Raw genomic sequence first — 21,535 nt, 5'->3', positions numbered from 1 at the left:
CACGGGACTTTCAGAAGCCGTGGAAGTATTCATTTCCTCAGCGGCGGGACACGCCCCGCCAAGACATTCAAACGAGGGACTGAACACCATGAACACGCTGACCACCCGCATCGCCACCGTCGCCGCCCTGGCCCTGGCCTTTGTGCCGATCGCCGCCGTCGCGACCCACGCCGCAGCCGCCGAGCAACCCGCCGCTCGCATCCGCGTCTCCGACATCGACCTGAACAGCATCGACGGCCAGCTGGTCCTCAAGACCCGCGCCGACGGCGCCGTCCGTAAGCTCTGCTTCAACCGCAGCATGTCGCAAATGGCAGCCTGCGAAGGCGCCGTCCGCGAAGAGATCGCCGACCAGGCGAGCCTCGCCCGCGACCAGCAACTGGCTTCCAAGGCCGCCCGGTCGGTGACCCTCGCCGCTCGCTGAGACATGGCAGGATGCGGAAAGCCCGCCCCCGATAACGGGAGGCGGGCTTTTTGCTGCGGGCTTGATCGAAACCGCGGCTCGTGCGACCTCGCCGGCCATGAGCGAAGACATGCCCGCCCTGCCGGCCTTGCCCGACCGTCTGTCGACTAACCCCGGCAGCCCCTATTACGACGAGGCCCTGTTGCAGCAGGGCGTCGGCATTCGCTTCAAGGGCGAAGAAAAGACCAACGTGGACGAGTATTGCGTCAGCGAAGGCTGGATCCGCGTCGCCCTTGCGGCGCGCGACCGCAAGGGCAATCCCTTGACGATGAAGCTCAACGGATCGGTCGAGCCCTACATCAAGGGCGAAGGCTAGGCCGCGTCCACCAGGACGATCTCGGCGTCTTCGAGCGCCGTGACCTTGAGCACCGCCTCATCACGAATGGCGGCCCCGTCGCGGGCGCCCAGTTCGATCCCGTTGACGCTGATGCGCCCGACCGCCGGGACCAGGTAGCCGAAGCGGGACGCGCCGATCGGATACTCCGTGGTTTCACCGGCCTTCAGGGTCGCGCCCAGGACGCGAGCGTCTGTGCGGATCGGCAGGGCGTCGTCGTCGCCCTCGACGCCGCTGGCGAGCGCCACGAACTGGCCGGCGCGCACGCCCTTGGGGAAGGGCCGGGCGCCCCACGTCGGCTCGCCGCCGCGCTGGGTCGGAATGATCCAAATCTGAAACAGGCGGGTGACGTCGGGCTCAAGGTTATATTCGGCATGGCGGATGCCGGAGCCCGCGCTCATCACCTGAACGTCGCCGGCTTCAGTGCGGCCCTTGTTGCCCAGGCTGTCCTGATGGGTGATCGCCCCGTCGCGGACATAGGTGATGATTTCCATGTCGGCGTGAGGGTGCGGCGGGAAGCCTGAGTTCGGCGCGATCTCGTCGTCGTTCCAGACGCGGATCGGCCCCCAGCTCATCCGGTCGGCGTCATGATAGTCGGCGAACGAGAAGTGATGGCGGGCCTTGAGCCAGCCATGGTCGGCGCCGCCCAGGTCGCTGAAGTTACGGCGTTCAATCATCGGTCATCCTCCGCGCCGGCGTCGGCCAGCGCCTCTGTTGAGGACAACATAATCTCGCCGATGAAGAGATAAAGATCGGGGCAGGAAGCAGATTGCTTCCTAAACGGAAACGCTAGATGCGCATCTCGAAGTAGACGACATCGCTGCCGGTCGTGTGGCCAATCACGGTCAAGCGGTAGTGGGCCCCGTTCTCCAGGGTCAGCTCGGCTTCGCCGGCGCGGAAGGCTTCCTGAGCCAGTTCCGCGTCGAGGCTGGCCCAGCCGCGCAGGCGTAGCGGGCCCAGGCGCAGAGTCGAGGGATCGCCCGTGATCTCATAGGCCGTCGGCCCCTGGAATCCCCGAAAGCGGATTTGGCCTTCGCCGGGGAATACAGGCAGCTTCTTGCGGGCGTAGGCCATGGGCGATCCTTAAGATGGAGGGTCGCCTTACCTAACGGCCAAGCCGGGTTTTCGATCCGCCAACGGGGTTATTCCGCCGCTGGCCGGCCGAGCGCCTCCTGCCGCCTTTTCATCCGACGCGTCCAAGGCCGCTCTTGGCCTTCGGACGGCGCTTCAGACGCGCCCGCCGCCGGAGCGTCCTCGATGACGACGGGCCCGGACGCAGGTTCCGCGGACGCGGCTGAAGGCGTCGCGGCTTCCGACGCAGGGGAGGCGGGCACTGGCTCGACAGGCGCAGCGGCGGTCTCGATGTTGGCCGGCGGCGGCTCGGTCGCCGGCGGGGCGTCTGTATTGGCCCGCAGCGCCGGCGCCATCAGCGCCGAACGCGTCTGCAGCGCATCCGCGGTCGTGCCGCAGACCGCGGGCAGAGACCAACTCATCCACTCCTGGGCCTTGCGCGCCTTGCTGACATCGGGGCCGGACGACCAGACATTGCGACCGCGGCGGACGGCCTCGCCGCCCTGGGCGTTCAGCGGCCGCATGGAGGCCTTCTCGGCCGCGGTCAGCGCCGCCTGGAACCGCACGAGGTCCTTGCGTCCCTGACTGCGCTGGTCGGCGTAAACCTTGAGGTCGGCGGCGAGAGAGGAACCTGGCGCGCGGTAGGTGGTCTCGATCCGCGTGACCTCCGGCATCACTTCGTCATAGAGATCGACGTAGCCGCGCAACGCCCCATAGCACCAGGCGACCAGTTGATAATCGTCCCGCGGCGCGCCACGCGGCAGGCCGGGCGCGGCGGCGGGCGTCTCTGACGCGGCGGTGGTCAGGGTTGCGTCCTGAGCGAGCAGGGCGAGGGCGAAAAGTAGAGCGGACATCGGACGCCTCACGAGGTGTTTTGATTTTCAACGTTCGCCGCCGACCCGAAACCCCCGCCCCCCGGGGTCTCGATCTCGATGGCGTCGCCAGCGTGCAACTCCAGCGCGAAGCAGCCGCCGAGTTCTGTAACGGCGCCATCGGCCCGGAGCAAACGCTGAGCGCCGGTCGCGCCCGCGCCGCCGCCTGCGAGGCCCTGCGGCGCGTGGATGCGCCGGGTGGAGAGGAGGGCCGCCTGTATAGGACTTAGGAACCGCAGACGACGGAGCGCCCCGTCGCCGCCGCGATGGACGCCCGTTCCGCCGGACCCGCGGCGAATGGCGAAGCGCTCGAGGCGCACGGGGAACCGCCGCTCCAGGATCTCAGGATCGGTGAGGCGCGAGTTCGTCATGTGCGTGTGGACGGCGCTCTCGCCATCGGCGCGGGCGCTTGCCCCGGCGCCGCCGCACAGGGTCTCGTAATATTGCCGGGTCGCGTCGCCGAACGTGAAATTGTTCATCGAGCCCTGGGCGTTGGCCATCACGCCCAGCGCCGCATAGAGGGCGTCGACCACGTGCTGGCTGGTCTCGACATTGCCGGCGACGACGGCGGCCGGCGGGCGGGGGTCGAGCAGGGAGCCTGGCCGGGTGCGCACTTCCAGTGGCTCCAGGCAGCCGGCGTTCAGCGGGATGTCGTCATTCACCAGCGTGCGGAACACGTAGAGGACCGCTGCATCCACGATCGCCGCGGGCGCATTGAAGTTCGAGCCGAGCTGGTCGCTGCTCGCCGTGAAATCGAGGATGGCGTGATCGCCTTCGACGCGCACGGTGACAGCGATTTCGCCGCCGCCGTCCATGGGCACGCGGGATTCGCCATCGTGCAGGCGGCCGAGCGCGCGGCGGACCGCCTGGGCGGCGTTGCGCTGTACGAAGCCCATATAGCGCGTGACGGTCGCCGCGCCGTGGGCCGCGATCATCGCCAGGACAGCCGCAGCGCCGGCCTCGCAGGCGGCGATCTGGGCCTTGAGGTCTGCGATATTGCGCTCCGGCAGACGCGCCGGCCAGGCCCCCGCTGTCAGGGCCGCCCGCACCGCGTCGGTCAGGAAGGCGCCGTCGCGCATGATCGGCAGGGCGTCCAGCATCACCCCTTCCTGGCCGATATCTGTCGAGAAGGGCGGCATTGAGCCCGGCTGAACGCCGCCCACGTCGGCGTGATGCCCGCGCGCGGCGACATAGAAGGCGGGCTCAGCGTCTGCGGGATCGAGGAATATCGGGGCTACGACGGTGATGTCCGGCAGGTGGGTGCCGCCGGCGTAGGGATTGTTCAGTGCGAAGGCCTCGCCCGGCCGCAGGGTCGGATGGCGCGCGCGCACGGCGCGGACAGAGGCCCCCATGCTGCCCAGGTGGACCGGCATGTGCGGCGCATTGGCCACCAGACCGCCCTGCGGGTCAAAAAGCGCGCAGGAGAAATCCAGGCGCTCCTTGATGTTCACGGACTGGGCCGTGCGCTCGAGGGCCGCGCCCATGGCTTCGGCGACGCCCATGAAGCGGCGGTTGAACAGCTCCAGGGTCACCGGATCGGCGACGTCCTGGTCAGTTGGCGCGGCGCGCGGCGCATCAGCCAGGCGCGAGAGCCGGATCAGGCCTCCGTCCCGCGCTGTCGCTCGCCAACCCGCCAGCAGCGCGATCTGGGTGTCGTGGCGCAGGATCAGCGCGGGCCCGTCGAGGGTCGAAAGGTCGTCGGCGTCGACAATCGGCGCGTCCCGCCAGGCGCCGTCGACATAGAGCCTCGTGTCGGCTTTCGGCTCTCCAGGGCGCGCCGGCGTCGAGACGGTCGTGACTTCGACGGCGTCACTCTGGGAGGTGGCCTCGGCCTCTACAGCGGCGATCAGGATCGTTCGGTCGGGCTCGGCGAAGCCGAAGAGCCGGCGGTGCGCGGTTTCGAAGGCTGCGCGAACCTCCGCCTCGGTCCCGGGCGGGACCGATAGCTCCGCGTCGGCCCCGTCGTAACGCAGCCTCAGCCTCCGACGCGTTTCGCCGGCCCGCGCCCCTTGGCGGGCGAGATCGGCGTGAGCTTCGCCCTCGAGCGCCTTGAAGGCGGCGTCGGCGGCGGCGAGCCCGCCCGGACTGAGCGGCTGCTCGACGCCCGCCTGCCGCAAGGCTGTGACCTGCGCCTGTCCGACACCCCAGGCCGACAGGACACTCGCGTAGCGTGGGCAAAGGACTTCGCGGACGCCCAGCGCCTCGGCCATCTGGCAGGCGACCTGGCCGGCCGCGCCGCCGAATGCGGTGAGGGTATGGTCGCGGGGGTCAAAGCCGCGCTCGGTGGAGATGCGACCGACCGCCTGGGCCATCTGTTCGACAGCCACCGCGAGGAAGCCCTCGGCGGCGGCTTCGACGGACAGGCCCATGGCGAGAGCCAGGTCGGTCAGCGCCTCGCGCGCCGCCTCGACGTCCAGCTGTTGGTCGCCGCCGGCGCCGAACACCGCCGGAAAGGCCGCGGGATCAAGCCGGCCAAGAACCAGATTGGCGTCGGTGACCGTCGCCGGCCCCCCTAGCCCGTAGCAGGCGGGGCCTGGGCGGGCCCCGGCGCTTGCGGGGCCGACGCGGGCGCGCAGGCCGTCGAACAACAGGATGGAGCCGCCGCCCGCTGCGACCGTCTCGACGTCGAGCATCGGGCTTCGAAGCCTCACGCCGGCGACCTTGGCCCGGTCGCGACGCTCCAGTGTTCCGGCGAAGCGGCTGACGTCAGTGGAGGTGCCGCCCATGTCGAAGCCGAGGGTGGCCGCCCCGCCCGCCGCCAGCGCCGTGCGGCCGACGCCGACCACCCCGCCGGCCGGGCCGGACACAACCGCGTCGCGGCCGCGGAAACCCTCGGCCGACACCAGACCGCCGGCCGAGGTCATGAAATAGAGGGGCGCATCGCCGATCGCCTCGGCCACGCGCCGGACATAGGCCTGCAGCGCCGGCGTCAGATAGCCGTCGGCGACGGCGGTCTCGGCCCGGGGAATGAATCGCGGCAGGGGTGAGACCTCCGCGCCAGTGACCACAAAGGCGAAGCCAGCGGCCCGGGCCAGGGATGCGGCGAGCCGTTCGTGGGTGGGATTGAGGTCAGCGTGCAGGAAGGCGATCGCGCAGGCCTCGTAGCCTTCACTGATCGCGGCGGTGAATTGAGCGGCCAGGTCGGCTTCATCCAGGGCCAGCTGGACCGAGCCGTCAGCGGTCAGTCGTTCGCGCGCCTCGACGACGCCGGCGTAGAGCGGCGCGGGGCGCTGGATGTCGATGGCGAAGAGATCCGGCCGCATCTGATCGCCGATGGCCAGGACGTCGCCGAAGCCTTCGGTGGTGACGAACAGGGTCTTGGCGCCGGTGCGTTCCAGCAGGGCGTTGGTGGCCACGGTGGTGGCCATCTTGACCGCCGCGACCCGCTCGGCCGGGAAGGGCGCGGCCGGCGCGACGCCCAGGATCCGGCGCATGGCCTCAACGGCGGCGTCCGCATAGGCCGGTGAGGCGGATGGCAGTTTGAGCGTCGTCTCGACGTTGTCCGGGCCCACGCCGATCACGTCGGTGAAGGTTCCGCCACGATCGATGAAGAAGCGCCACCGCCTGTCCAAAACTTAACCCCGCGCCCGCGCGTTTGGGCCTATGATCCGACATCGCCGCAGATCGCCTTGCCGCGGCCACACTCTTGAGGCCTTCGAACATCTATGAGCTTCTGGCGCAACATCGCCGGTCTTGCCGTCCGCAATCTTGACGAGGCGGAATGCGCCGAATGCCCGGCTGGTCTCCCCGGCCAGGACCCCGCCTTTTCAACGGCGGTGACGGCGCTCGGCGCGAAGCTCGCCAAGGCCGATGGGCGCGCCGACGCGGGCGAGTATCTGGCCTTCTCAGAGATCTTCCAGGCCGAGCCGGAGAGCGAGGGCAACGTGCGGCGGCTGTACCAGCTGGCCCGCCAGACGACCCGCGGCTTCGAAAGCTATGCGCGGCGCCTGGCCAAGCGCTATCGCGGTTGCCCGCAAATCCTTGAGGATGTCCTCGACGGCCTGTTCTTTGTCGCCACCTCCGACGGCGCCGTGACCGCCGAGGAGATGACCTATCTGCAGCGAGTGTCAGAACTGTTCGGTCAGTCGGAGCTGACGTTCCGGCGCATCCGCGCCACGCACCTCGGCGCGGACGCCAACGATCCCTATGTCATTCTGGGCGTACCTCATGATGCGCCGGACGCCGAACTGCGCGCCGCCTGGAAGGCCCAGCTGTCGGAGGCCCATCCTGACCGAGCCCGGGCGCGGGGCCTGCCCGACGAGTTCATCCAGGTGGCCGAGGCCAAGGCGGCCGCGATCAACGCCGCCTTCGACGCAGCGATGCGCGAACGCCGGGCTCAGGGCCTGGTTGGCGCTGCATAATGCGGCGATTGAACCCGCCAGCCCTGGTCGCAGTTGACGCAGGGCGGTCCGGCGCCGACATACTGTCATGGATTGTTTACAGGCCCGTTGGCGACGCCGCGGAGCTTCAGGGACGTCGAAGAGCATGATGAAGAGTTTCATCGTCGGTCAGGGCTCGGCCCTGCGCAGCCTGTCCGCTGCTGGCGCGGCGCTGGCCATGGCGGCCTTCGTGGTCGTGGGCGTCCTTCTGGCCGTCTTCTTCGCCGCCACCGTGGCGGTCCTCGCGGTGATCTCCAGCGCGCTGCTCGCGCTCACCAGCCTGTCGCTGCGGGCGCGCCGAACCTCCAAGGCCCGCACCGACGGCGTGATCGAAGCGCGCCATATCGGCGGCCACAACTGGGTGGCCACCGGCTGGGAAGAACGGCGCTAACCCCGCTCAAGCACTCTGAACGTGAAGGCGTATTGGTCGTCGTCCGAAGCTGGGTAATGCTGCGTGCGGACCTCGCGCCATCCGGTCTCGTCGATCGGTGACAGGCGCACGTCGCCTTCGACCTCGGCGTCGACCTCGGTGAGGTAAAGCCGCCGGGCGCGGGCCAGAGCCAGTTCGAAGATCGACGCGCCGCCGATCACGCAGACCTCGTCGCGGCTGTCATCCTCGGCCTGGTCGCGGCCGATGCCGAAAGCCTCCGAAAAGGTCTCGCAGACAATCGCGCCCTGCGGTTCGAATGAGCCGTCGCGCGAAAGGACGATGTTGGTGCGACCCACCAGCGGCTTCTTGGGCAGGCTGTCCCAGGTCTTGCGGCCCATGATGACCGGCTTGCCCATGGTGACGGCGCGGAAGATCGCCATGTCGGATTTCAGTCGCCAGGGCAGGGCGCCGCCCTTGCCGATGACGCCGTTGCGGTCGCGCGCGATCGGCCCCGCCGAGAGGATGACGGGCATGCGCTAGACGGCGATCGGCGCGGATATCGCCGGATGGGCGCGGTAGCCGCTGAGCGTCACGTCTTCAAAGGTGAAGTCGAAGAGCTCGGTCTTGTCGGCCAGGGTCAGCACCGGGGCGGCCATGGGCGCGCGGGTCAGTTGCAGCTTCGCTTGCTCGACGTGGTTCAGATAGAGGTGCGCGTCGCCCAGTGTGTGGATGAACTCACCAGGCAGAAGGCCCGTCGCCTTGGCCATCATCGCCGTCAGCAGGGCGTAGCTGGCAATGTTGAAGGGCACGCCGAGGAAGACATCGGCCGAACGCTGGTAGAGCTGGCAGGACAGTCTGCCTTCCGCCACGAAGAACTGGAACAGGCAGTGGCAGGGGGGAAGGGCCATGTCGTCCACGTCGGCCGGGTTCCAGGCGCTGACCACATGCCGGCGGCTGTAGGGGCTCTTGCGGATCGCCTCGACGACATTGGCGATCTGGTCGATCACCCTGCCGTCCGGGGCGGTCCAGGATCGCCACTGGCGGCCGTAGACGGGGCCAAGTTCGCCTTCGGCGTCGGCCCACTCATCCCAGATCGAGACGCCTCGCTCCTGCAGCCAGCGGACATTGGTGTCGCCCCGCAGGAACCAGAGGAGCTCGAGGACGACCGACTTGCGATGGACTTTCTTGGTGGTCAGCAACGGAAAGCCGCGGGCCAGATCAAAGCGCATCTGCCGGCCGAAGACGCCGAGCGTGCCAACGCCCGTGCGGTCGCCGCGTTCGACGCCATTGACCAGGATGTCGGCAAGCAGGTCGAGATAGGGCTGCTCGAGCGCAGGCGCATCGACAGCTTCGACCTTGATCTCAACGTGGGCGTTCATCGCGAAGTCTCCAACCGGCACGCTCAACCGATTCGCGCTTGCGGCGGAGTTTGAACTCCAACCCATCCACAATTCAGCCGGCGAAGCCGCCCTCATCCAGGAAGGCCTGTTCCTCGGGGGTGGTCATGCGGCCCAGAGCGGCGTTGCGGTGCGGGAAACGGCCGAAGCGCACGATGATGTCGCGATGCAGGCGACCCCATTTCAGGGTGTCGGGGTCGACCTCGCCGCGTTCCATCGCCGCCAAGCCGAAGTCCTGGTCGGCCAGGTCCTCGGCATGTTCGAAGGGCAGGTAGAAGAAGGGCCTGAGCAGCGGCTCGGTCGACAAATCGTGGCCGGCGGCGATCGCCTCGCGGGCGATCTTGCGGGCCTTGCCGTCGGTGGCGAAGGCGTGGCCGGACTCGCGGAACAGATTGCGCGGAATCTGATCCAGCAGGATCAGGAGGGCGAGCGCGCCGTCCGCCGTTTCCGCCCAGTCGTCGTGGCCGCCCGAGGCGGCGAAGAAGTGCGGGACCTCAAAGTGAGCGCGCAGCGCCTGGTCGAAGCTCAGCGACTTGGCGAACCATTGCGCAGGCCCTGCATCCTTCCAGACCTCGATCACGGAAGCGGGGGAAAGAGTCAAAGTCAGGCCTCGGCCCGGCAGCCAGCGCAGAGGCCACGGGCTTCCAGGTTGAGGGCCCGGAGCTCATAACCGCGAGCTGCAGCGGCGGCGATCTGAACCGAGAAGTCGGGTTCGAACTCCTCGGCCGCGCCACAGCATTCGCAGATCAGAAATGCGGCCCGATGCTCGGCGGTGTTCAGCCGACAGGGCACATAGGCGTTCATGCTCTCGATGCGGTGGGCGAAGCCCAGGCGCTCAAGGAACTCCAGCGCCCGATAGACGGTGGGCGGCTTGGCAGGGGCGCCGCTCTCACCGAAGTCGGCGATCAGGTCGTAGGCCTTGCGCGGACCATCAGCTCGCAGCAACAACTCCAGCACGCGCCGGCGCGGCGGCGTCAGCCGTTCGGCGGTGGTGACGCAGCGCATTTCCGCGGCCGCGAGCGCGCTGGCCAGGGCGCCATCGGCGAGGCCCGGCCCGTCTTCGGCCTCGTGATGATGGCATGCCGATCCCATGGCCTCAGCTAACGCGCCTTTCCAGGCTATCGCAACCGTCGGTTAGGCGACGGCGAGCAGCCGCTATGCTTCTTCGGTGTCCCGATCGCGGGCCGGCTTGGCGGCGCGCGGCGCACGGCGCGGGCGACGGGCCGGCTCTTCCTCACTCGCTTCGGTCCGCGGCTCGGCCCGAAGTTCGGGACGCGGGGCGGGGGCCGCGCTCAGGAAGGCCGGCGCATGGCTCTCGCCGCCGTCAGCGTCGCGCAGCACCGGACCACGGCGTTCCTCGACCTCGGGACGATCCTCGCGGACGCGATCCTCGCGCGGCGCGCGGTCTTCACGCTGCGGGCGATCCTCACGCGGCCCGCGGTCTTCACGCTGGGCGCGATCTTCGCGGGGACGTTCATCGCGCTGGCGATCTTCACGCGGGCGGTCGTCGCGCGGGCGATCTTCACGGGCCCGATCCTCACGGGGACGCTCATCACGGGGACGATCGAAGTTGCGATCGGTGCGCTCGCCGCGGTCGTCGCGCCAGCGGCTGCGCTGCTGGCCGTTCTGGCCATTGTCGAAGTTGCGCGGGCGGTCGTCGCGCTGACGGTCTTCCCGGGACCGATCTTCGCGTTGGCGCTCCTCGCGGGGCCGGTCGCCCTGCCAGGCCGAGCGTTCGGCGCTTTCGGCTTCAGGCTGCTGTGGGTTCTGCTGGGCCTCGGCGGCCGCTTCGTCGGCGGCCTGGGCCTGGGCCTGGGCGCCTTCGTCCTCGAAGTCGATGTCGAAGCCGGAGGAGAACTGGTCGCGGACCAGGAATTCCGACGCCGGCCGGTTCGGCTGCATGGCGCGCAGCAGACGGAAATAGTGTTCGGCGTGCTGCAGATAATTCTCGGCGAGGACACGGTCCCCGGCCGAGGAGGCGTCGCGCGCCAGTTGCTGGTACTTTTCGAAGACGTGCTGGGCGGCTCCGCGCACCTTGACGCCTTCAGGACCGTTGGAGTCGAAGGCCCGATTGGCGTTCTGCTGCTGGGGCTTGCCCCCGCTGCTTCCGCCACCGCGGTTGCGCCCACGCTGGCGCTTCATACCCTTGAAATCTCGCATTATTATAACCGCCTGGACTCTCCCCGGGGCCGGAGCCGCATGTCGGGGAACCGCGTGACCTTCCTAAGCGCCAAGCCTTAAGCCCAGCGGAAATACAAGGTGATCCTAAGTCCCCGCCCGTGCTCTTGGCGAAATGCCTGGTGAGAAGCGCCGCGCCTGCCGTTTCGCGGCGGCGACCCTCAAGGGGCGCTCGTCCGGTATCCGAAGGTGGGTGGAGACGAATGTGATGTAGCCGCTCACACCCCGGTTGCCAAGGGGTTCTTGAAGCCTGTGACAACGCGGTCTCGGTCGGAGAGGTCGCGGATCGTCTGGACCTCACTGCCGCCGGCGGCCCGGAACAGGGACTCCACCGCGTCCTTCTGGTCATAGCCGATCTCGACGACGAAGCGGCCCATCGGTTTCAGCACCCGCAGGATCTCCGGCGCCAGCGTCCGATAGGCGTCGAGGCCGTCAGCGCCGCCTTCGAGCGCCAACCGGGGCTCATGGTCACGAACTTCCGGGTCGAGCGTCTCGATCACGTCGGTGGCGATATAGGGCGGGTTGGAGACCACGAGGTCGAAGCTCGCGTCGCCGAGGCCCGCGGTCCAGTCGCCGCGCAGGAGAGCGAGCTTGCTGGCGAGGCCCAGGTTGGAAGCGTTTTCCCGCGCCACCGCGAGGGCTTCTTCGGAGACGTCAATGCCCAGGCCCTTGGCGGCGGGGCGTTCGGCCAGCAGTGAGAGGATGATCGCACCGGAGCCCACGCCCAGGTCGAGGATCGACCAGGCGGCCTGCTCGGGGAAATCGCGCAGGGCGACCTCGACCACGGTCTCAGTGTCGGGCCGCGGCGTCAGGACGTCCGGCGTCACGGACAGCATGATCTTCCAGAAGCCCTTGCGGCCGAGGATGTGGCTGACCGGCTCGCGCCGCGTGCGGCGGTCAATGTAGTCCGCCAGGGTCGCCGACTGCGCCTCGGTCAGCGGCCGGTGAGGGTCGGTGACAATGTCGGCGCGCGTGGCGTCGGCGGCGGCCTCGACGAGAAGGCGGGCATCGATGACGGGGCCGGGGACGCCGGCGGCCTCGAGGCGGCTCTTGGCGGATTTCCAGGCCTGAACCAAGTTTTCAGGAGGAGACGAGTCGCTCATGGGACGTCCTGGGCAAGGGGTTCTGGACAGCCGTCGCCGACCTGGACGGCGCCGGCGCGGTCCGCGCGCACATAGACGCCGCAGAACACGTGGCCGTAGTGGTCGAACAGGGCGCGGGTGACTTCTATATCGCGCTCGGCCGTCTGCGGGTCCACGTGGGTGGCGAGGCAGCGGACGATCGACTTGAAGACAGTGGTCTCGACGCCGCCCACCCGCAGCGACCGTCCAGCCCAGCCGAGCTCGGCCCAGGCCGGCCAGCCTTCCACATAGACATTGGCGCGGAAGCGCAGGGGATCGATCTCGCAGCCCATGCGCTGGCCGAGCTCGCGCACGCTCTCGAGGTTGACGATCGAGACCTGGCCCAGGGGGTTGTCGGTGAAGTGGTGGCCCGGACCCTCGACCACCCTTAGCGGCCCGCGGATCGCGTCGGCGCCGATCAATTTGGCGAGCCATGCTGTGAAGGCTTCACGCCCCGCAGGATCTGCGAGCCGCGCCTGGATGTCGGGGTGGCCAGGCGCGGAGGCGTTCAGGGTCTGGGTTCGCTCGTCGTAGGCGGTGCGGGCCGCGGCGACCTGCGGGATGGCGGCCAGGACGGCGAACTTGTGCTTGGAGACGAAGGCGGGATTCTGCGGATCAAATCCGCTAGGTCCGTTCTCGACGGCGTAGATGCGATCGTTGGGAAACCCGCGACCTGGCGCGATCTCAACCGCGTCGAGCGCTTCCGGCGTAAAGCCCTTAACCGGATAGCGCCAGATTGAGGCGACCTTGCCGCTCATCGCGCGCGCTCATGGCTGTTGTCCAAGCCTGGCCTTGTGCCGCATGGGCGCCAGGGTCGCAAGCGCCTGAAGAGGCTCGCGGGAACAGGCGTGTTCGGCGAGGGTTTGAAGCGCAGCCATGCCGCGTCCCAAGTCCTCAAACCTGCAGAATGCGCCGCTGCGCGCCAGCCGCTTCACCGCCGGCTCCGTCGCCCGGGGCGTGGCCAGTGTGGCGCCATGGCTTGGCTTGGCCGTGGTCGGCGCCCTGTGGCTGAGAGGGCCTCGGCCCTTGGTGGTGCAGGAGGATGTCCAGCCCGGGCTCTCCAAGCCCGTCGTGGCCTCTCCCGAACACTTCGAAACGGCGGAGCCGGGCCGTGGCCGGCTGGCGGCGCAGCCGCATCACATTCCCTGGCTGGGTTGGCGCGACATCGCCTGGCGCACATGGCGGGAGATCGGCGCCGATCGGCTGCCTGCGGTCGCCGGGGGCGTGACATTTTATCTGCTCCTGGCGATCTTCCCAGGGGTCGGCGCCTTTGTCTCGCTCTACGGCCTGTTCGCCGACGTGGGCGCGGTAAGCCAGCAGTTGGATCAGCTGGCGGTCTTTGCGCCGCGCGAGGTGCTGAGCCTGGTGGGCGACCAGATGGGGCGACTGGTGGCGGAAAAGCAAAGCAACCTGTCCTTCGCCTTCGCCGTCTCGCTATTGCTGTCTCTCTGGAGCGCGAACGCCGGCATGAACGCCCTCTTCGACGGTCTGAACGTCGCCTATGACGAGGAGGAGCGGCGCAACTTCTTCTATCGCAGGGTCCTGACCCTGGGCTTCACCTTCGGCGCGCTGCTGTTCTTGTCCGTGGTCACGGCGATCCTGGTCGCCGCGCCACTGGCCGCGGGATTTGTCGGCCTGGGGGAAAGCATCCAATGGCTGATCCCGGTTCGTTGGCTTGTGCTGTTGCTGGTGGCGGGTTTGGGGTTCGCTTTCGTCTATCGCTATGGGCCGTCGCGCGCGCGCGCGCAGTGGCGCTGGGTGATCTGGGGCTCGGTCTTCGCTTCCGTCGCCTGGATTGGCGGTTCGCTTGGGTTCTCCTGGTACGTGAACAATATCGCGCACTATGACGCGACCTACGGTTCGCTCGGCGCGGTGATCGGCTTCATGATGTGGATCTGGTTCTCAGTCATGGTGGTGTTGCTCGGCGCGGAACTGAACGCAGAAATCGAGCACCAGACCGCGCTTGACTCAACCTCGGGCGCGCCCAAGCCCATGGGCGAGCGCGGCGCGGCGATGGCCGATACGGTCGGACTGGCGTTCGCGGGCGTGCGCAAGATGTTCGGCGTTCTTAGGGGCGACCTTGGGCGTCAGGGTCGAAGCCTCCTGCGCCGCAAGCCGCAGCCGCTGCCGAAGTCCGAGGGATGAACGGCGGCTAACCGCCCTGATCAACCTTTCATCAGGTCCTGAGGCGCAAGCTCATCCTACGTCGCGCTCCCGCGACGCCTGGAGATGCGCCATGCAACAGGCCATTCATTGGACCGCCATCGACCCCGCCCGCCCGGACGCCCTCAATATCGGCGACCGAGTCGCCTTTGAGGCTGGCGGCGCGCCGATCTTCACCGTCGTCAAGCTGGAGCCCGGCTGCGCCTGGGTTTCGGATCATGGCGACCTCGTCGCCCGCCCGCTTTCAGCACTCCGCTGGAAGGCTGGCCAGGACTAGAGTTGTCCAGAACTAGAATTCGTCCTCAAGGGCCGCCAGCCGGGCGGCCTGGTCCTCGGCGATCAGGGGATTGATGACCTCGTCAAGCGCCTCGCCCTCCAGCACCTTGGGCAGGTTGTAGAGGGTGAGGTTGATACGGTGGTCGGTGATCCGCCCTTGCGGGAAGTTGTAGGTGCGGATCCGCTCTGAGCGATCGCCCGACCCAACCTGGCTCTTGCGCGCGTCCGACCGCGCCGTATCGAGCGCTTCGCGCTGCATGTCGTAGAGCTTGACCTTCAACGCCTTCATGGCGCGGGCCCGGTTCTGGTGCTGGGATTTTTCTGAACTTGTGACCACTACCCCGGTCGGCAGGTGGGTGATGCGCACCGCGGAATCGGTCTTGTTGACGTGCTGACCGCCGGCGCCCGATGAGCGATAGGTGTCGATCCGCAGGTCGCCGTCGTTGATCTCGATCTCCACATCTTCAGGCTCGGGCAACACCGCCACCGTGGCGGCCGAGGTGTGGATACGCCCGCCGGCCTCGGTCTCGGGCACGCGCTGCACCCGGTGCACGCCGCTTTCGAATTTCAGCCGGCCGAAGACCCCGTCGCCGGTGACCGAGGCGACGATTTCCTTGTAACCGCCGACCTCGCCTTCTGAGACGCTGTCGATCTCCACCTTCCATCCCTGCGTCTGGGCGTAGCGCTGGTACATGCGGAAGAGATCGCCCGCGAACAGCGCCGCCTCATCGCCGCCGGTTCCGGCGCGCACTTCCAGGATCGCCGAGGCGTTTTCATCACGGTCTTTGGGCGCCAGCAGGAGCGCGACGGCGTGCTCCATCTGCGGCAGTCGTTCCTTCAGCGCCTCCAGTTCGCCGCGGGCTAGGGTCGCCATGTCAGGGTCGCCGCCGGCCGCCATCTCCTCAAGCTCCGGCGCTTCGGCGCGCGCGCGGGCGAGGGCCTCCGCCGCCTCGGCGACCGGTCGAAGCTCGGCATGCTCCTTGGACAGCCGAACGATCTCGGCGCCGTCTGACGCCGCGCCCATGCGCGCCTCGATCTCGCGGAAGCGATCGAGCACCTGTTCGAGCCTGGCCTGGGGAAGTCGCACTGCGCCGTATATCCATGAGCGTTGGGCGCCTGTCCTATCGCCTGCGCGGCGTGTCGCCAACTGATGGCGCGGGGGAACGACGGTCGCTGATCCCCGTTTGCTCGTCGGGACGATCGGCTCAACCACGCCATGCGCTGGCGAAGAGCGCCTAGGAGACCACCCCATGCCCACCAAGACCGAAGAAGGCCGGACCGTTTATGTCGAGCGCAGCGGCGGCGGCGCGGGCGTCGCCGGGATCATTATCGCCATCGCTGTTCTGGCGGCTGTCGTGATCGCTGGCTTCTACTTCATGTCGGCCAGCCGCAACGACGCGGTCCGGACCGATGCGGTGACGTCCGCGGCGTCCAGCGTCGCCAATAGCGCCGAAGGCGCCGCCCGAAGCGTCGGCGAGGCCGCGAATTCAGCCGGGGAAGCGGTGAAGGGAGAAAATTAATCTGAACCTGCGTTTTGTCACAAATCGCCGGCGAGGTTCCTGAATAAGTTGCTGAGTAGAGTTTGGGGCAAGCTTATGACCGTCATGACCGCCGATCGCGGGGCAAACGCGAGCGTCCTCGCGGCTGCGGTCGCGGCCATGGTCGGCCTGGCGTTTCTGGCCTCGGTCGGCCTTTACCTCTCAGCGGTGAATTCGCAGCCGAACTTCACGAGCAAGTCGCCTGTGATCGACAGGCCGGCGGCCAAAAAGCCGGCGGTGGTCAAGTTGGCGTCGCCGGCGCAGGCGCTCCTCGCACGGAGGCAGGCTCCGTACGCCGACTGGATGGACCGCGCGATCCGCGCCAACCCCTAGGGCGGGCCTCAGGACGGGCGCGCCTAGGCGCGTTGGCCGCTGACCTTGGCGTCGCCGAACATGCCGAGCTTGGCGGCCCCTTCAAGCGCGTCGCCGTTGGCGGTGACCTTGACGTCGATGGTCAGCGGCATGGGCTGGGTGATGTCCAGACTGAAGCTCGCCGTCTCGCCATCGATCGTCCCCGCGATGTCCCGGGCTTCGATCATTCCGCCGCCGATGCTGCCGGTGAAGGCGTCACCGGCGGGTTTGATCGCGAGGTCCGCTTCCTGCGGTCCCATCGGCGTTGCGATTGTGATCTTCCAGTCGCCGGCAATGGCCATCGGATGCTCCTACTCAGCGGGTTGCAGAGACGGAGCGAGCCGGGCCGCTTCCAGTTCCGCAGCCTTGGCTTCAACCAGTTCGACGATGTGGTCCACCATCTTGTCGTTGTCCATTTTGTGGTCCGGCCGGCCGGCCACATAGACCATGCCCGCGCCCTTGCCGCCGCCCGTGAAGCCGACATCGGTCATCAGGGCCTCGCCGGGTCCATTCACCACGCAGCCGATGATCGAGAGGCTGAGCGAGGTCGGTATATGGGCGAGGCGCTGCTCCAGTTTCTCCACCGTGGCGATGACATTGAAGCCCTGACGGGCGCAGGACGGGCAGGCTATGATGTTGACGCCGCGGTGGCGCAGGCCCAGCGACTTGAGCATCTCGAAGCCGACCTTCACCTCCTCGACCGGGTCAGCGGCCAGCGACACGCGCAAGGTGTCGCCGATGCCGGCCCAGAGCAGCGCGCCCATGCCGATGGAGGATTTCACCGTGCCTGTGCGCAAACCGCCGGCCTCGGTGACGCCGATATGCAGCGGACAGTCGATGGCTTCCGACAGTTGCTGGTAGGCCGCCACCGTCATGAACAGGTCAGACGCTTTCACGCTGATCTTGAATTCGTGGAAGTCGTGATCCTGCAGGATCCGGGCATGGTCCAGCGCGCTCTCGACCATCGCATCGGGGCAGGGCTCGCCGTACTTTTCCAGGAGGTGCGGCTCAAGGGAGCCGGCGTTGACGCCAATCCGCATGGAGCAGCCGTAGTCGCGGGCGGCCTGGATGACTTCGCGCACCCTGGCGGGCGAGCCGATGTTGCCGGGGTTGATCCGCAGGCAGGCCGCGCCGGCCTTGGCGGCCTCGATGGCGCGTTTGTAGTGAAAGTGGATATCGGCGACGAGGGGGACTTTCGCAGCCCTGACGATCTCGCTGAAGGCCGCGGTCGAGGCCTCGTCGGGGCAGGAGACCCGGACGATGTCGGCGCCGGCCTCCTCCAGTTGACGGACCTGCTCGATCGTCGCCTTGGCGTCGGCGGTCAGGGTATTGGTCATCGACTGGACCGAGATCGGCGCGTCGCCGCCAACCTCGACGGCGCCGACGCGGATCTTGCGCGAGGGTCGCCGGGCGATCGCGCGCCAGGGGCGGACGGAGGTGTGATCGGCGCTCATGGTCAGAAAATAGGACCTTTCCCCGAAAGCACCAAGGCGCAAGGAGCGAGGCGCCAGGATCTCGGGGCGTCAAGCGCCGGGTCGTGCCGGTTTTGCGGGTTTCGTCGCGCCGGCCAGAGACTTCAGCTCGCTGTGGCTCTGCGCCAGGAGGCCCTTCGATTGGCCGCCGACAAACACCTGGAAGGCGTGCGGATCGGCGGTCTCGACGATGACGCCCGGCAGGGGGGGCGCGCGATAGGCTTCGCCCTTCGCCAGTTGGCGGGCGAAATAGACGGCGCCGCCATGACTCTTGACCACGAGCGGCGCAGCCTTAAGCGCTTGCAGAACCAGCGTCGCACCGGACTGGGCGGGCGCGCCATAGATTGCGCCATCATCGGCCACAAAGGTCGGCGCCAGGCGCAAGCCGGTCGGCGCCGCGGCTTGCGGCGCTGTGGCGAGATCGACCGGCGCCCCGTCAAGCGTCATGAGGCCATTGGCGCCGGGGACGGCGGCGGCCAGGCCCGGCGTCTCATAGAGGTCGGGCGTGGTGGATTCCATGGGCGGCGGCAAGGGCGCGCCGAGCGCGACGGGACCAGACTGCGCCGCCTGACCCGCCGGGACAACCCGTGCGGCGACGGTCGGGCGGGCCTTGGGCTCAGGCGCGTTGCTGATCCGCTGGATGACGTTCCAGGCGACGAAGGCGCCCAACACCACCAAAGCCCCCACCAGGATGACCGTCAGGCGCGGGTCCGGGCCCTTGGTGACCCCCACCGGAGCGCGTAGGGGCTCGTCCTGAGCGGGGTGCTCTTTTCGGAAGCGTTCGACGGCGGTGTCTGGGCTGACGCCCAGGGCCTGGGCGTAGGCGCGCACATAGCCGATCGTGAAGGGGCGCGACGGCAGCGCGTCCAGGCGCATGCTCTCGATCGCCTCGAGGTAGACCCGGCGGATGCGCGTGGAGTGGGCGACATCCTCCAGCGACAGGCCGCGGAAGAGTCGGATTTGCTTTAGCGCCTCGCCTACGCCGCTGGTCTCCGTCAGGGACGGAACTTCGCTCAATCTGCCGGTGTCGAGCGCCATCGGCCCGCCCTGCCTCAAATGATCGCGCAGCCCTAGTAAAGCCAAGCTGTTGCGACGGTTAAGATTGAAGGCTGCAAGTAGAAGCCTCCGATGAAGTCCCGGTATCACGCGTTCGTGCGCAGTTCAATGACGCCGCCCGCGCGTCGCGGCGAGTCGAGCGCTGATTAGACGGCCGCCGAGATTTTGCGCGCGAGTGTTTCTATTTCGTTGCGCACGGATCCGGCCCCGCCCTTTATGAGACTAGTGACCCCCCGTCGCGCGGCTTCGCGATCGCAGGTCAGGATCATCTGCTTGACGGGCCCGACGCCGGCCGGGGGCATGGACAGACGCTCAAAGCCGAGCGCCACAAGGGCGAAGGCCTCCAGCGGCCGACCCGCCATCTCTCCACAGACCGAGACCGGCGTGCCCGTCTCGGCGCAGGCCTGTTGGATCACCTGCAGCGCGCGCAGCGCCGGCGGCGAGAGCGGATCATAGCGGTCGGCGACGCGGGCGTTGCCGCGGTCGGCGGCGAACAGATACTGCATAAGGTCGTTGGTGCCGACGCTGACGAAGTCGGTCATCGGCAGCAGGGCGTCCAGGTGCCACAGCAGGGCCGGCGCCTCGATCATCGCGCCGACTTCGAGCCGCGAGGGCGCGGGCCGGCCGCGGCGCTCAGCCCATGCCAGTTCCATGTCCATGACGGCGCGGGCCGCGCGGAACTCGTCCACCGTGGTCACCAAGGGAAACATCACGCGCAGCGGCCGGCCATGGGACGCCGCAATGAGGGCGCGCAACTGCAGGCGCAGGAGCGCCGGCCGGTCGAGGCCCATGCGGATCGCCCGCCAGCCGAGGGCCGGGTTCTCCTCGCGCTCGGCTTCAAGGTAGGGAAGCACCTTGTCGCCGCCGAGATCCAAAGTGCGGAAGGTCACCGGCAGGTCGCCCGCGCGGTCCATCACCCGCTCGTAGAGGGCGGCTTGGGCGTTGAACCGCGGCATCTGCTCGGCGACCATGAACTGGAACTCGGTGCGGAACAGCCCGATGCCCTCCGCGCCGGTCTCGGCCAGGATCTCCAGATCGACGTCCAGGCCGGCGTTCATCATCAAGGTGATTTTCGCGCCGTCGCGGGTGAAGGCCGGGGTGTCGCGCAATTTGGCGAACTCGGCGCGGCGTTGGGCGCGCACGTCGATCCGCGCCTGGATCACCTGGACCACGTCAGGGCGGGGCCGCAGATAGGCCTCGCCCGCCTCTGCGTCGACGATCACCTGATCGCCTTCGGACAGCCGGTCGCGCAGGCCCGCCAGGCGGCCGACGCAGGGGATATCGAGGGCGCGGGCGACGATGGCGGCGTGGCTGGCCGCCGAGCCTTCCTCGAGCAGCAAGCCACGGAGGCGGGTGCGGTCGTACTCCAGAAGGTCGGCCGGCCCGAGGTTGCGGGCGATCAGGATCGCGCCTTCCGGCAGGTCGCGGGCGATCTGGCCGTCGCCGGACAGGTGCCGGAGCAGACGGTCGTTCAGGTCTTCGAGGTCGTGCAGCCGTTCGCGCAGATAGGGATCACGGGCCTGGGCCAGGCGCGCGCGATGCTCGGAGCGCACGCGTTCGACAGCGGCCTCGGCGGTGAGGCCGTTCTTGACAGCGTCCGACAGCGACCGGTTCCAGCCGCGGTCATGGGCGAACATCCGGTAGGCGTCGAGCACCTCGTATGAGGATTCCACCAGCCCATGCTGGCCGTCGATCATGTGGTCGATCTGCGCCTGCAAGGCCTTGATCGCCTCGGCCAGCCGCGCCTCCTCGGCGACCACATCCTCGGACAGGAGGTGCGACGGCGCGACCGGCGGCTCGTGCAGGACGGCGACCCCATAGGCCAGGCCATCGGCGAAGCGCGCGCCCTTCAGACGCTCGGGCTTGCGCGGGGCCAGCTCGACGCCGCGGAGTTCTTCTTCCGAGACCAGATCGCCGCCGGCGACCATCTCGGAGAGGACCATGGCGATGATCTGCAGGTCCTCGACCTCGTCCTCGAGGTAAACCCGCTCGGTGCGATTCTGGACGACCAGCACGCCGATGGAACGGCCGCCGCGCAGCAGCGGCACGCCAAGGAAGGCGTGATAGGGATCTTCGCCAGTTTCCGGGCGGTACGAGAAGGCCGGATGGGACGGCGCGTCCGCCAGGTTTAGCGGCCGACCGTGGCGCATGATCTCGCCGACCAGGCCCTCGCCGGGCTGCAGTTGGGTGACGTGGACGGCGCGGCTGTCCAGGCCCTCGGTGGCGAACAGCTCCATTTCGCCGCCGGAGCGACGCATGTAGAGCGAGCAGACCTCGGCCACCATGGAGAGCGCGATGATGCGCACCACCATGTCCAGGCGCACCTGCGCAGGCCCGCCGCCGGCCAGGGCCTCGCGAGTCTGTCGCAGCAGGCTGCGCTGGCCGCGTATCGCTACAGTCGCCGGCATCGGTTTCCCGTCCTGATATCCCGGCTACAGAGTAGGGGGCGGTTGGGGAAACATAAAGGCGCTGCTGAACGCCGCGGCCGCATTACCCC

General features: G+C 68.4%; 24 protein-coding genes. 8 read left to right on the top strand and 16 right to left on the bottom strand.

From position 1 onward, the window contains the following. Nucleotides 1–88: 88 nt before the first annotated feature. Together BN1313_RS13495 and BN1313_RS13490 are read left to right on the top strand one after the other, a co-directional pair. Entirely contained in the window at nucleotides 89–421 is a 333-nt protein-coding gene (locus BN1313_RS13495; protein ID WP_091741717.1) for a UrcA family protein, read from the top strand. Nucleotides 422–530: 109 nt separating this feature from the next. Then, a complete protein-coding gene (locus BN1313_RS13490) occupies nucleotides 531–776 on the top strand; it encodes a DUF3297 family protein (protein ID WP_091742728.1) in 246 nt (81 codons plus the stop codon). On the opposite strand, the gene BN1313_RS13485 is transcribed toward BN1313_RS13490, so the two are convergent. The 4 genes from BN1313_RS13485 to BN1313_RS13470 form a co-directional block, all read right to left on the bottom strand. After that, nucleotides 773–1,471: a pirin family protein gene (locus tag BN1313_RS13485; RefSeq protein ID WP_091741714.1), complete on the bottom strand. Its 699-nt coding sequence runs from the start codon at nucleotides 1,469–1,471 to the stop codon at nucleotides 773–775. The two genes, BN1313_RS13490 and BN1313_RS13485, sit on opposite strands and share 4 nt — an antisense overlap. Nucleotides 1,472–1,583: 112 nt before the next feature. Further along, nucleotides 1,584–1,868 (bottom strand): hypothetical protein, encoded by a 285-nt coding sequence (locus BN1313_RS13480; RefSeq protein WP_091741711.1) that lies wholly within the window; start codon nucleotides 1,866–1,868, stop codon nucleotides 1,584–1,586. Nucleotides 1,869–1,936: 68 nt separating this feature from the next. Continuing rightward, nucleotides 1,937–2,719, bottom strand: coding sequence for a hypothetical protein (locus BN1313_RS16630; RefSeq protein WP_091741708.1), 783 nt, complete (start codon nucleotides 2,717–2,719; stop codon nucleotides 1,937–1,939). An 8-nt stretch (nucleotides 2,720–2,727) separates the two neighbouring features. Continuing rightward, on the bottom strand, nucleotides 2,728–6,309 hold the full coding sequence (locus BN1313_RS13470) for a hydantoinase B/oxoprolinase family protein (RefSeq protein WP_091741706.1): 3,582 nt from the start codon (nucleotides 6,307–6,309) through the stop codon (nucleotides 2,728–2,730). A 93-nt stretch (nucleotides 6,310–6,402) separates the two neighbouring features. Between BN1313_RS13470 and BN1313_RS13465 the strand changes: the two genes are divergently transcribed. Both BN1313_RS13465 and BN1313_RS13460 read left to right on the top strand, forming a co-directional pair. Beyond that, nucleotides 6,403–7,098, top strand: a complete 696-nt coding sequence (locus BN1313_RS13465; RefSeq protein WP_091741703.1) for a J domain-containing protein — start codon at nucleotides 6,403–6,405, stop codon at nucleotides 7,096–7,098. A 127-nt stretch (nucleotides 7,099–7,225) separates the two neighbouring features. Beyond that, entirely contained in the window at nucleotides 7,226–7,507 is a 282-nt protein-coding gene (locus tag BN1313_RS13460) for a hypothetical protein (protein ID WP_091742726.1), read from the top strand. On the opposite strand, the gene BN1313_RS13455 is transcribed toward BN1313_RS13460, so the two are convergent. The 7 genes from BN1313_RS13455 to BN1313_RS13425 all read right to left on the bottom strand — a co-directional run bounded on the left by BN1313_RS13455 (nucleotide 7,504) and on the right by BN1313_RS13425 (nucleotide 12,940). Next, nucleotides 7,504–8,019 carry a dihydrofolate reductase gene (locus BN1313_RS13455; protein ID WP_091741700.1) on the bottom strand — a complete coding sequence of 172 codons (516 nt, stop codon included), beginning with the start codon at nucleotides 8,017–8,019 and terminating at the stop codon, nucleotides 7,504–7,506. The genes BN1313_RS13460 and BN1313_RS13455 overlap by 4 nt on opposite strands. 3 nt (nucleotides 8,020–8,022) lie before the next feature. Then, nucleotides 8,023–8,865 (bottom strand): thymidylate synthase, encoded by an 843-nt coding sequence (locus tag BN1313_RS13450; protein ID WP_091741697.1) that lies wholly within the window; start codon nucleotides 8,863–8,865, stop codon nucleotides 8,023–8,025. Between the two features lie 73 nt (nucleotides 8,866–8,938). After that, a complete protein-coding gene (locus BN1313_RS13445; RefSeq protein WP_425415022.1) occupies nucleotides 8,939–9,484 on the bottom strand; it encodes a DUF924 family protein in 546 nt (181 codons plus the stop codon). Between the two features lie 2 nt (nucleotides 9,485–9,486). Next, nucleotides 9,487–9,975 carry a Fur family transcriptional regulator gene (locus tag BN1313_RS13440; RefSeq protein ID WP_091741692.1) on the bottom strand — a complete coding sequence of 163 codons (489 nt, stop codon included), beginning with the start codon at nucleotides 9,973–9,975 and terminating at the stop codon, nucleotides 9,487–9,489. A 63-nt stretch (nucleotides 9,976–10,038) separates the two neighbouring features. Further along, entirely contained in the window at nucleotides 10,039–11,043 is a 1,005-nt protein-coding gene (locus BN1313_RS13435; protein WP_091741689.1) for a DUF4167 domain-containing protein, read from the bottom strand. 236 nt (nucleotides 11,044–11,279) lie between these two features. Further along, the gene (prmC, locus tag BN1313_RS13430; protein WP_091741686.1) at nucleotides 11,280–12,164 is read right to left on the bottom strand and encodes a peptide chain release factor N(5)-glutamine methyltransferase; all 885 of its coding nucleotides are present in this window, start codon (nucleotides 12,162–12,164) and stop codon (nucleotides 11,280–11,282) included. Continuing rightward, complete coding sequence (locus BN1313_RS13425; protein ID WP_091741683.1) at nucleotides 12,161–12,940, bottom strand: MOSC domain-containing protein; 780 nt, start codon at nucleotides 12,938–12,940, stop codon at nucleotides 12,161–12,163. Before BN1313_RS13425 ends, prmC begins: the two co-directional genes overlap by 4 nt. Before the next feature lie 118 nt (nucleotides 12,941–13,058). Between BN1313_RS13425 and BN1313_RS13420 the strand changes: the two genes are divergently transcribed. Both BN1313_RS13420 and BN1313_RS13415 read left to right on the top strand, forming a co-directional pair. Beyond that, the gene (locus BN1313_RS13420) at nucleotides 13,059–14,327 is read left to right on the top strand and encodes a YihY/virulence factor BrkB family protein (protein ID WP_091741680.1); all 1,269 of its coding nucleotides are present in this window, start codon (nucleotides 13,059–13,061) and stop codon (nucleotides 14,325–14,327) included. A gap of 91 nt (nucleotides 14,328–14,418) precedes the next feature. Further along, complete coding sequence (locus tag BN1313_RS13415; protein ID WP_091741676.1) at nucleotides 14,419–14,622, top strand: hypothetical protein; 204 nt, start codon at nucleotides 14,419–14,421, stop codon at nucleotides 14,620–14,622. A 12-nt stretch (nucleotides 14,623–14,634) separates the two neighbouring features. Here BN1313_RS13415 and prfA read toward each other — a convergent pair whose 3' ends face one another. After that, nucleotides 14,635–15,708, bottom strand: a complete 1,074-nt coding sequence (prfA, locus tag BN1313_RS13410) for a peptide chain release factor 1 (RefSeq protein WP_091741673.1) — start codon at nucleotides 15,706–15,708, stop codon at nucleotides 14,635–14,637. A gap of 163 nt (nucleotides 15,709–15,871) precedes the next feature. Here prfA and BN1313_RS13405 point away from each other — a divergent pair, with 163 nt between their 5' ends. Both BN1313_RS13405 and BN1313_RS13400 read left to right on the top strand, forming a co-directional pair. Continuing rightward, nucleotides 15,872–16,141: a hypothetical protein gene (locus BN1313_RS13405; RefSeq protein ID WP_091741670.1), complete on the top strand. Its 270-nt coding sequence runs from the start codon at nucleotides 15,872–15,874 to the stop codon at nucleotides 16,139–16,141. A gap of 75 nt (nucleotides 16,142–16,216) precedes the next feature. Further along, nucleotides 16,217–16,492: a hypothetical protein gene (locus tag BN1313_RS13400; RefSeq protein WP_091741667.1), complete on the top strand. Its 276-nt coding sequence runs from the start codon at nucleotides 16,217–16,219 to the stop codon at nucleotides 16,490–16,492. A 23-nt stretch (nucleotides 16,493–16,515) separates the two neighbouring features. Here BN1313_RS13400 and BN1313_RS13395 read toward each other — a convergent pair whose 3' ends face one another. The 4 genes from BN1313_RS13395 to ptsP form a co-directional block, all read right to left on the bottom strand. Further along, nucleotides 16,516–16,812, bottom strand: coding sequence for a hypothetical protein (locus BN1313_RS13395; protein WP_091741664.1), 297 nt, complete (start codon nucleotides 16,810–16,812; stop codon nucleotides 16,516–16,518). Between the two features lie 9 nt (nucleotides 16,813–16,821). Then, nucleotides 16,822–17,964, bottom strand: a complete 1,143-nt coding sequence (ispG, locus tag BN1313_RS13390; RefSeq protein WP_091742724.1) for a flavodoxin-dependent (E)-4-hydroxy-3-methylbut-2-enyl-diphosphate synthase — start codon at nucleotides 17,962–17,964, stop codon at nucleotides 16,822–16,824. 69 nt (nucleotides 17,965–18,033) lie between these two features. After that, nucleotides 18,034–19,020 carry a helix-turn-helix domain-containing protein gene (locus tag BN1313_RS13385; RefSeq protein WP_091741661.1) on the bottom strand — a complete coding sequence of 329 codons (987 nt, stop codon included), beginning with the start codon at nucleotides 19,018–19,020 and terminating at the stop codon, nucleotides 18,034–18,036. Between the two features lie 164 nt (nucleotides 19,021–19,184). Beyond that, entirely contained in the window at nucleotides 19,185–21,446 is a 2,262-nt protein-coding gene (gene ptsP / locus BN1313_RS13380; protein WP_091741658.1) for a phosphoenolpyruvate--protein phosphotransferase, read from the bottom strand. Nucleotides 21,447–21,535 lie beyond the last annotated feature (89 nt).

The sequence above is a fragment of the Phenylobacterium immobile (ATCC 35973) genome (genome assembly GCF_001375595.1).
Classification (GTDB): Bacteria; Pseudomonadota; Alphaproteobacteria; order Caulobacterales; family Caulobacteraceae; genus Phenylobacterium; species Phenylobacterium immobile.
This window is presented reverse-complemented; position numbering and strand designations above follow the sequence as displayed.

Excerpts from the sequence above, each read along its gene's own strand:
- BN1313_RS13495 (WP_091741717.1), top strand. The coding sequence starts at position 89 with ATGAACACGCTGACCACCCGCATCGCCACCGTCGCCGCCCTGGCCCTG.
- BN1313_RS13490 (WP_091742728.1), top strand. The coding sequence starts at position 531 with ATGCCCGCCCTGCCGGCCTTGCCCGACCGTCTGTCGACTAACCCCGGC.
- BN1313_RS13485 (WP_091741714.1), bottom strand. The coding sequence starts at position 1,471 with ATGATTGAACGCCGTAACTTCAGCGACCTGGGCGGCGCCGACCATGGC.
- BN1313_RS13480 (WP_091741711.1), bottom strand. The coding sequence starts at position 1,868 with ATGGCCTACGCCCGCAAGAAGCTGCCTGTATTCCCCGGCGAAGGCCAA.
- BN1313_RS16630 (WP_091741708.1), bottom strand. The coding sequence starts at position 2,719 with ATGTCCGCTCTACTTTTCGCCCTCGCCCTGCTCGCTCAGGACGCAACC.
- BN1313_RS13465 (WP_091741703.1), top strand. The coding sequence starts at position 6,403 with ATGAGCTTCTGGCGCAACATCGCCGGTCTTGCCGTCCGCAATCTTGAC.
- BN1313_RS13460 (WP_091742726.1), top strand. The coding sequence starts at position 7,226 with ATGAAGAGTTTCATCGTCGGTCAGGGCTCGGCCCTGCGCAGCCTGTCC.
- BN1313_RS13455 (WP_091741700.1), bottom strand. The coding sequence starts at position 8,019 with ATGCCCGTCATCCTCTCGGCGGGGCCGATCGCGCGCGACCGCAACGGC.
- BN1313_RS13450 (WP_091741697.1), bottom strand. The coding sequence starts at position 8,865 with ATGAACGCCCACGTTGAGATCAAGGTCGAAGCTGTCGATGCGCCTGCG.
- BN1313_RS13440 (WP_091741692.1), bottom strand. The coding sequence starts at position 9,975 with ATGGGATCGGCATGCCATCATCACGAGGCCGAAGACGGGCCGGGCCTC.
- BN1313_RS13435 (WP_091741689.1), bottom strand. The coding sequence starts at position 11,043 with ATGCGAGATTTCAAGGGTATGAAGCGCCAGCGTGGGCGCAACCGCGGT.
- prmC (WP_091741686.1), bottom strand. The coding sequence starts at position 12,164 with ATGAGCGACTCGTCTCCTCCTGAAAACTTGGTTCAGGCCTGGAAATCC.
- BN1313_RS13425 (WP_091741683.1), bottom strand. The coding sequence starts at position 12,940 with ATGAGCGGCAAGGTCGCCTCAATCTGGCGCTATCCGGTTAAGGGCTTT.
- BN1313_RS13420 (WP_091741680.1), top strand. The coding sequence starts at position 13,059 with ATGCCGCGTCCCAAGTCCTCAAACCTGCAGAATGCGCCGCTGCGCGCC.
- BN1313_RS13415 (WP_091741676.1), top strand. The coding sequence starts at position 14,419 with ATGCAACAGGCCATTCATTGGACCGCCATCGACCCCGCCCGCCCGGAC.
- BN1313_RS13405 (WP_091741670.1), top strand. The coding sequence starts at position 15,872 with ATGCCCACCAAGACCGAAGAAGGCCGGACCGTTTATGTCGAGCGCAGC.
- BN1313_RS13400 (WP_091741667.1), top strand. The coding sequence starts at position 16,217 with ATGACCGTCATGACCGCCGATCGCGGGGCAAACGCGAGCGTCCTCGCG.
- BN1313_RS13395 (WP_091741664.1), bottom strand. The coding sequence starts at position 16,812 with ATGGCCATTGCCGGCGACTGGAAGATCACAATCGCAACGCCGATGGGA.
- ispG (WP_091742724.1), bottom strand. The coding sequence starts at position 17,964 with ATGAGCGCCGATCACACCTCCGTCCGCCCCTGGCGCGCGATCGCCCGG.
- BN1313_RS13385 (WP_091741661.1), bottom strand. The coding sequence starts at position 19,020 with ATGGCGCTCGACACCGGCAGATTGAGCGAAGTTCCGTCCCTGACGGAG.
- ptsP (WP_091741658.1), bottom strand. The coding sequence starts at position 21,446 with ATGCCGGCGACTGTAGCGATACGCGGCCAGCGCAGCCTGCTGCGACAG.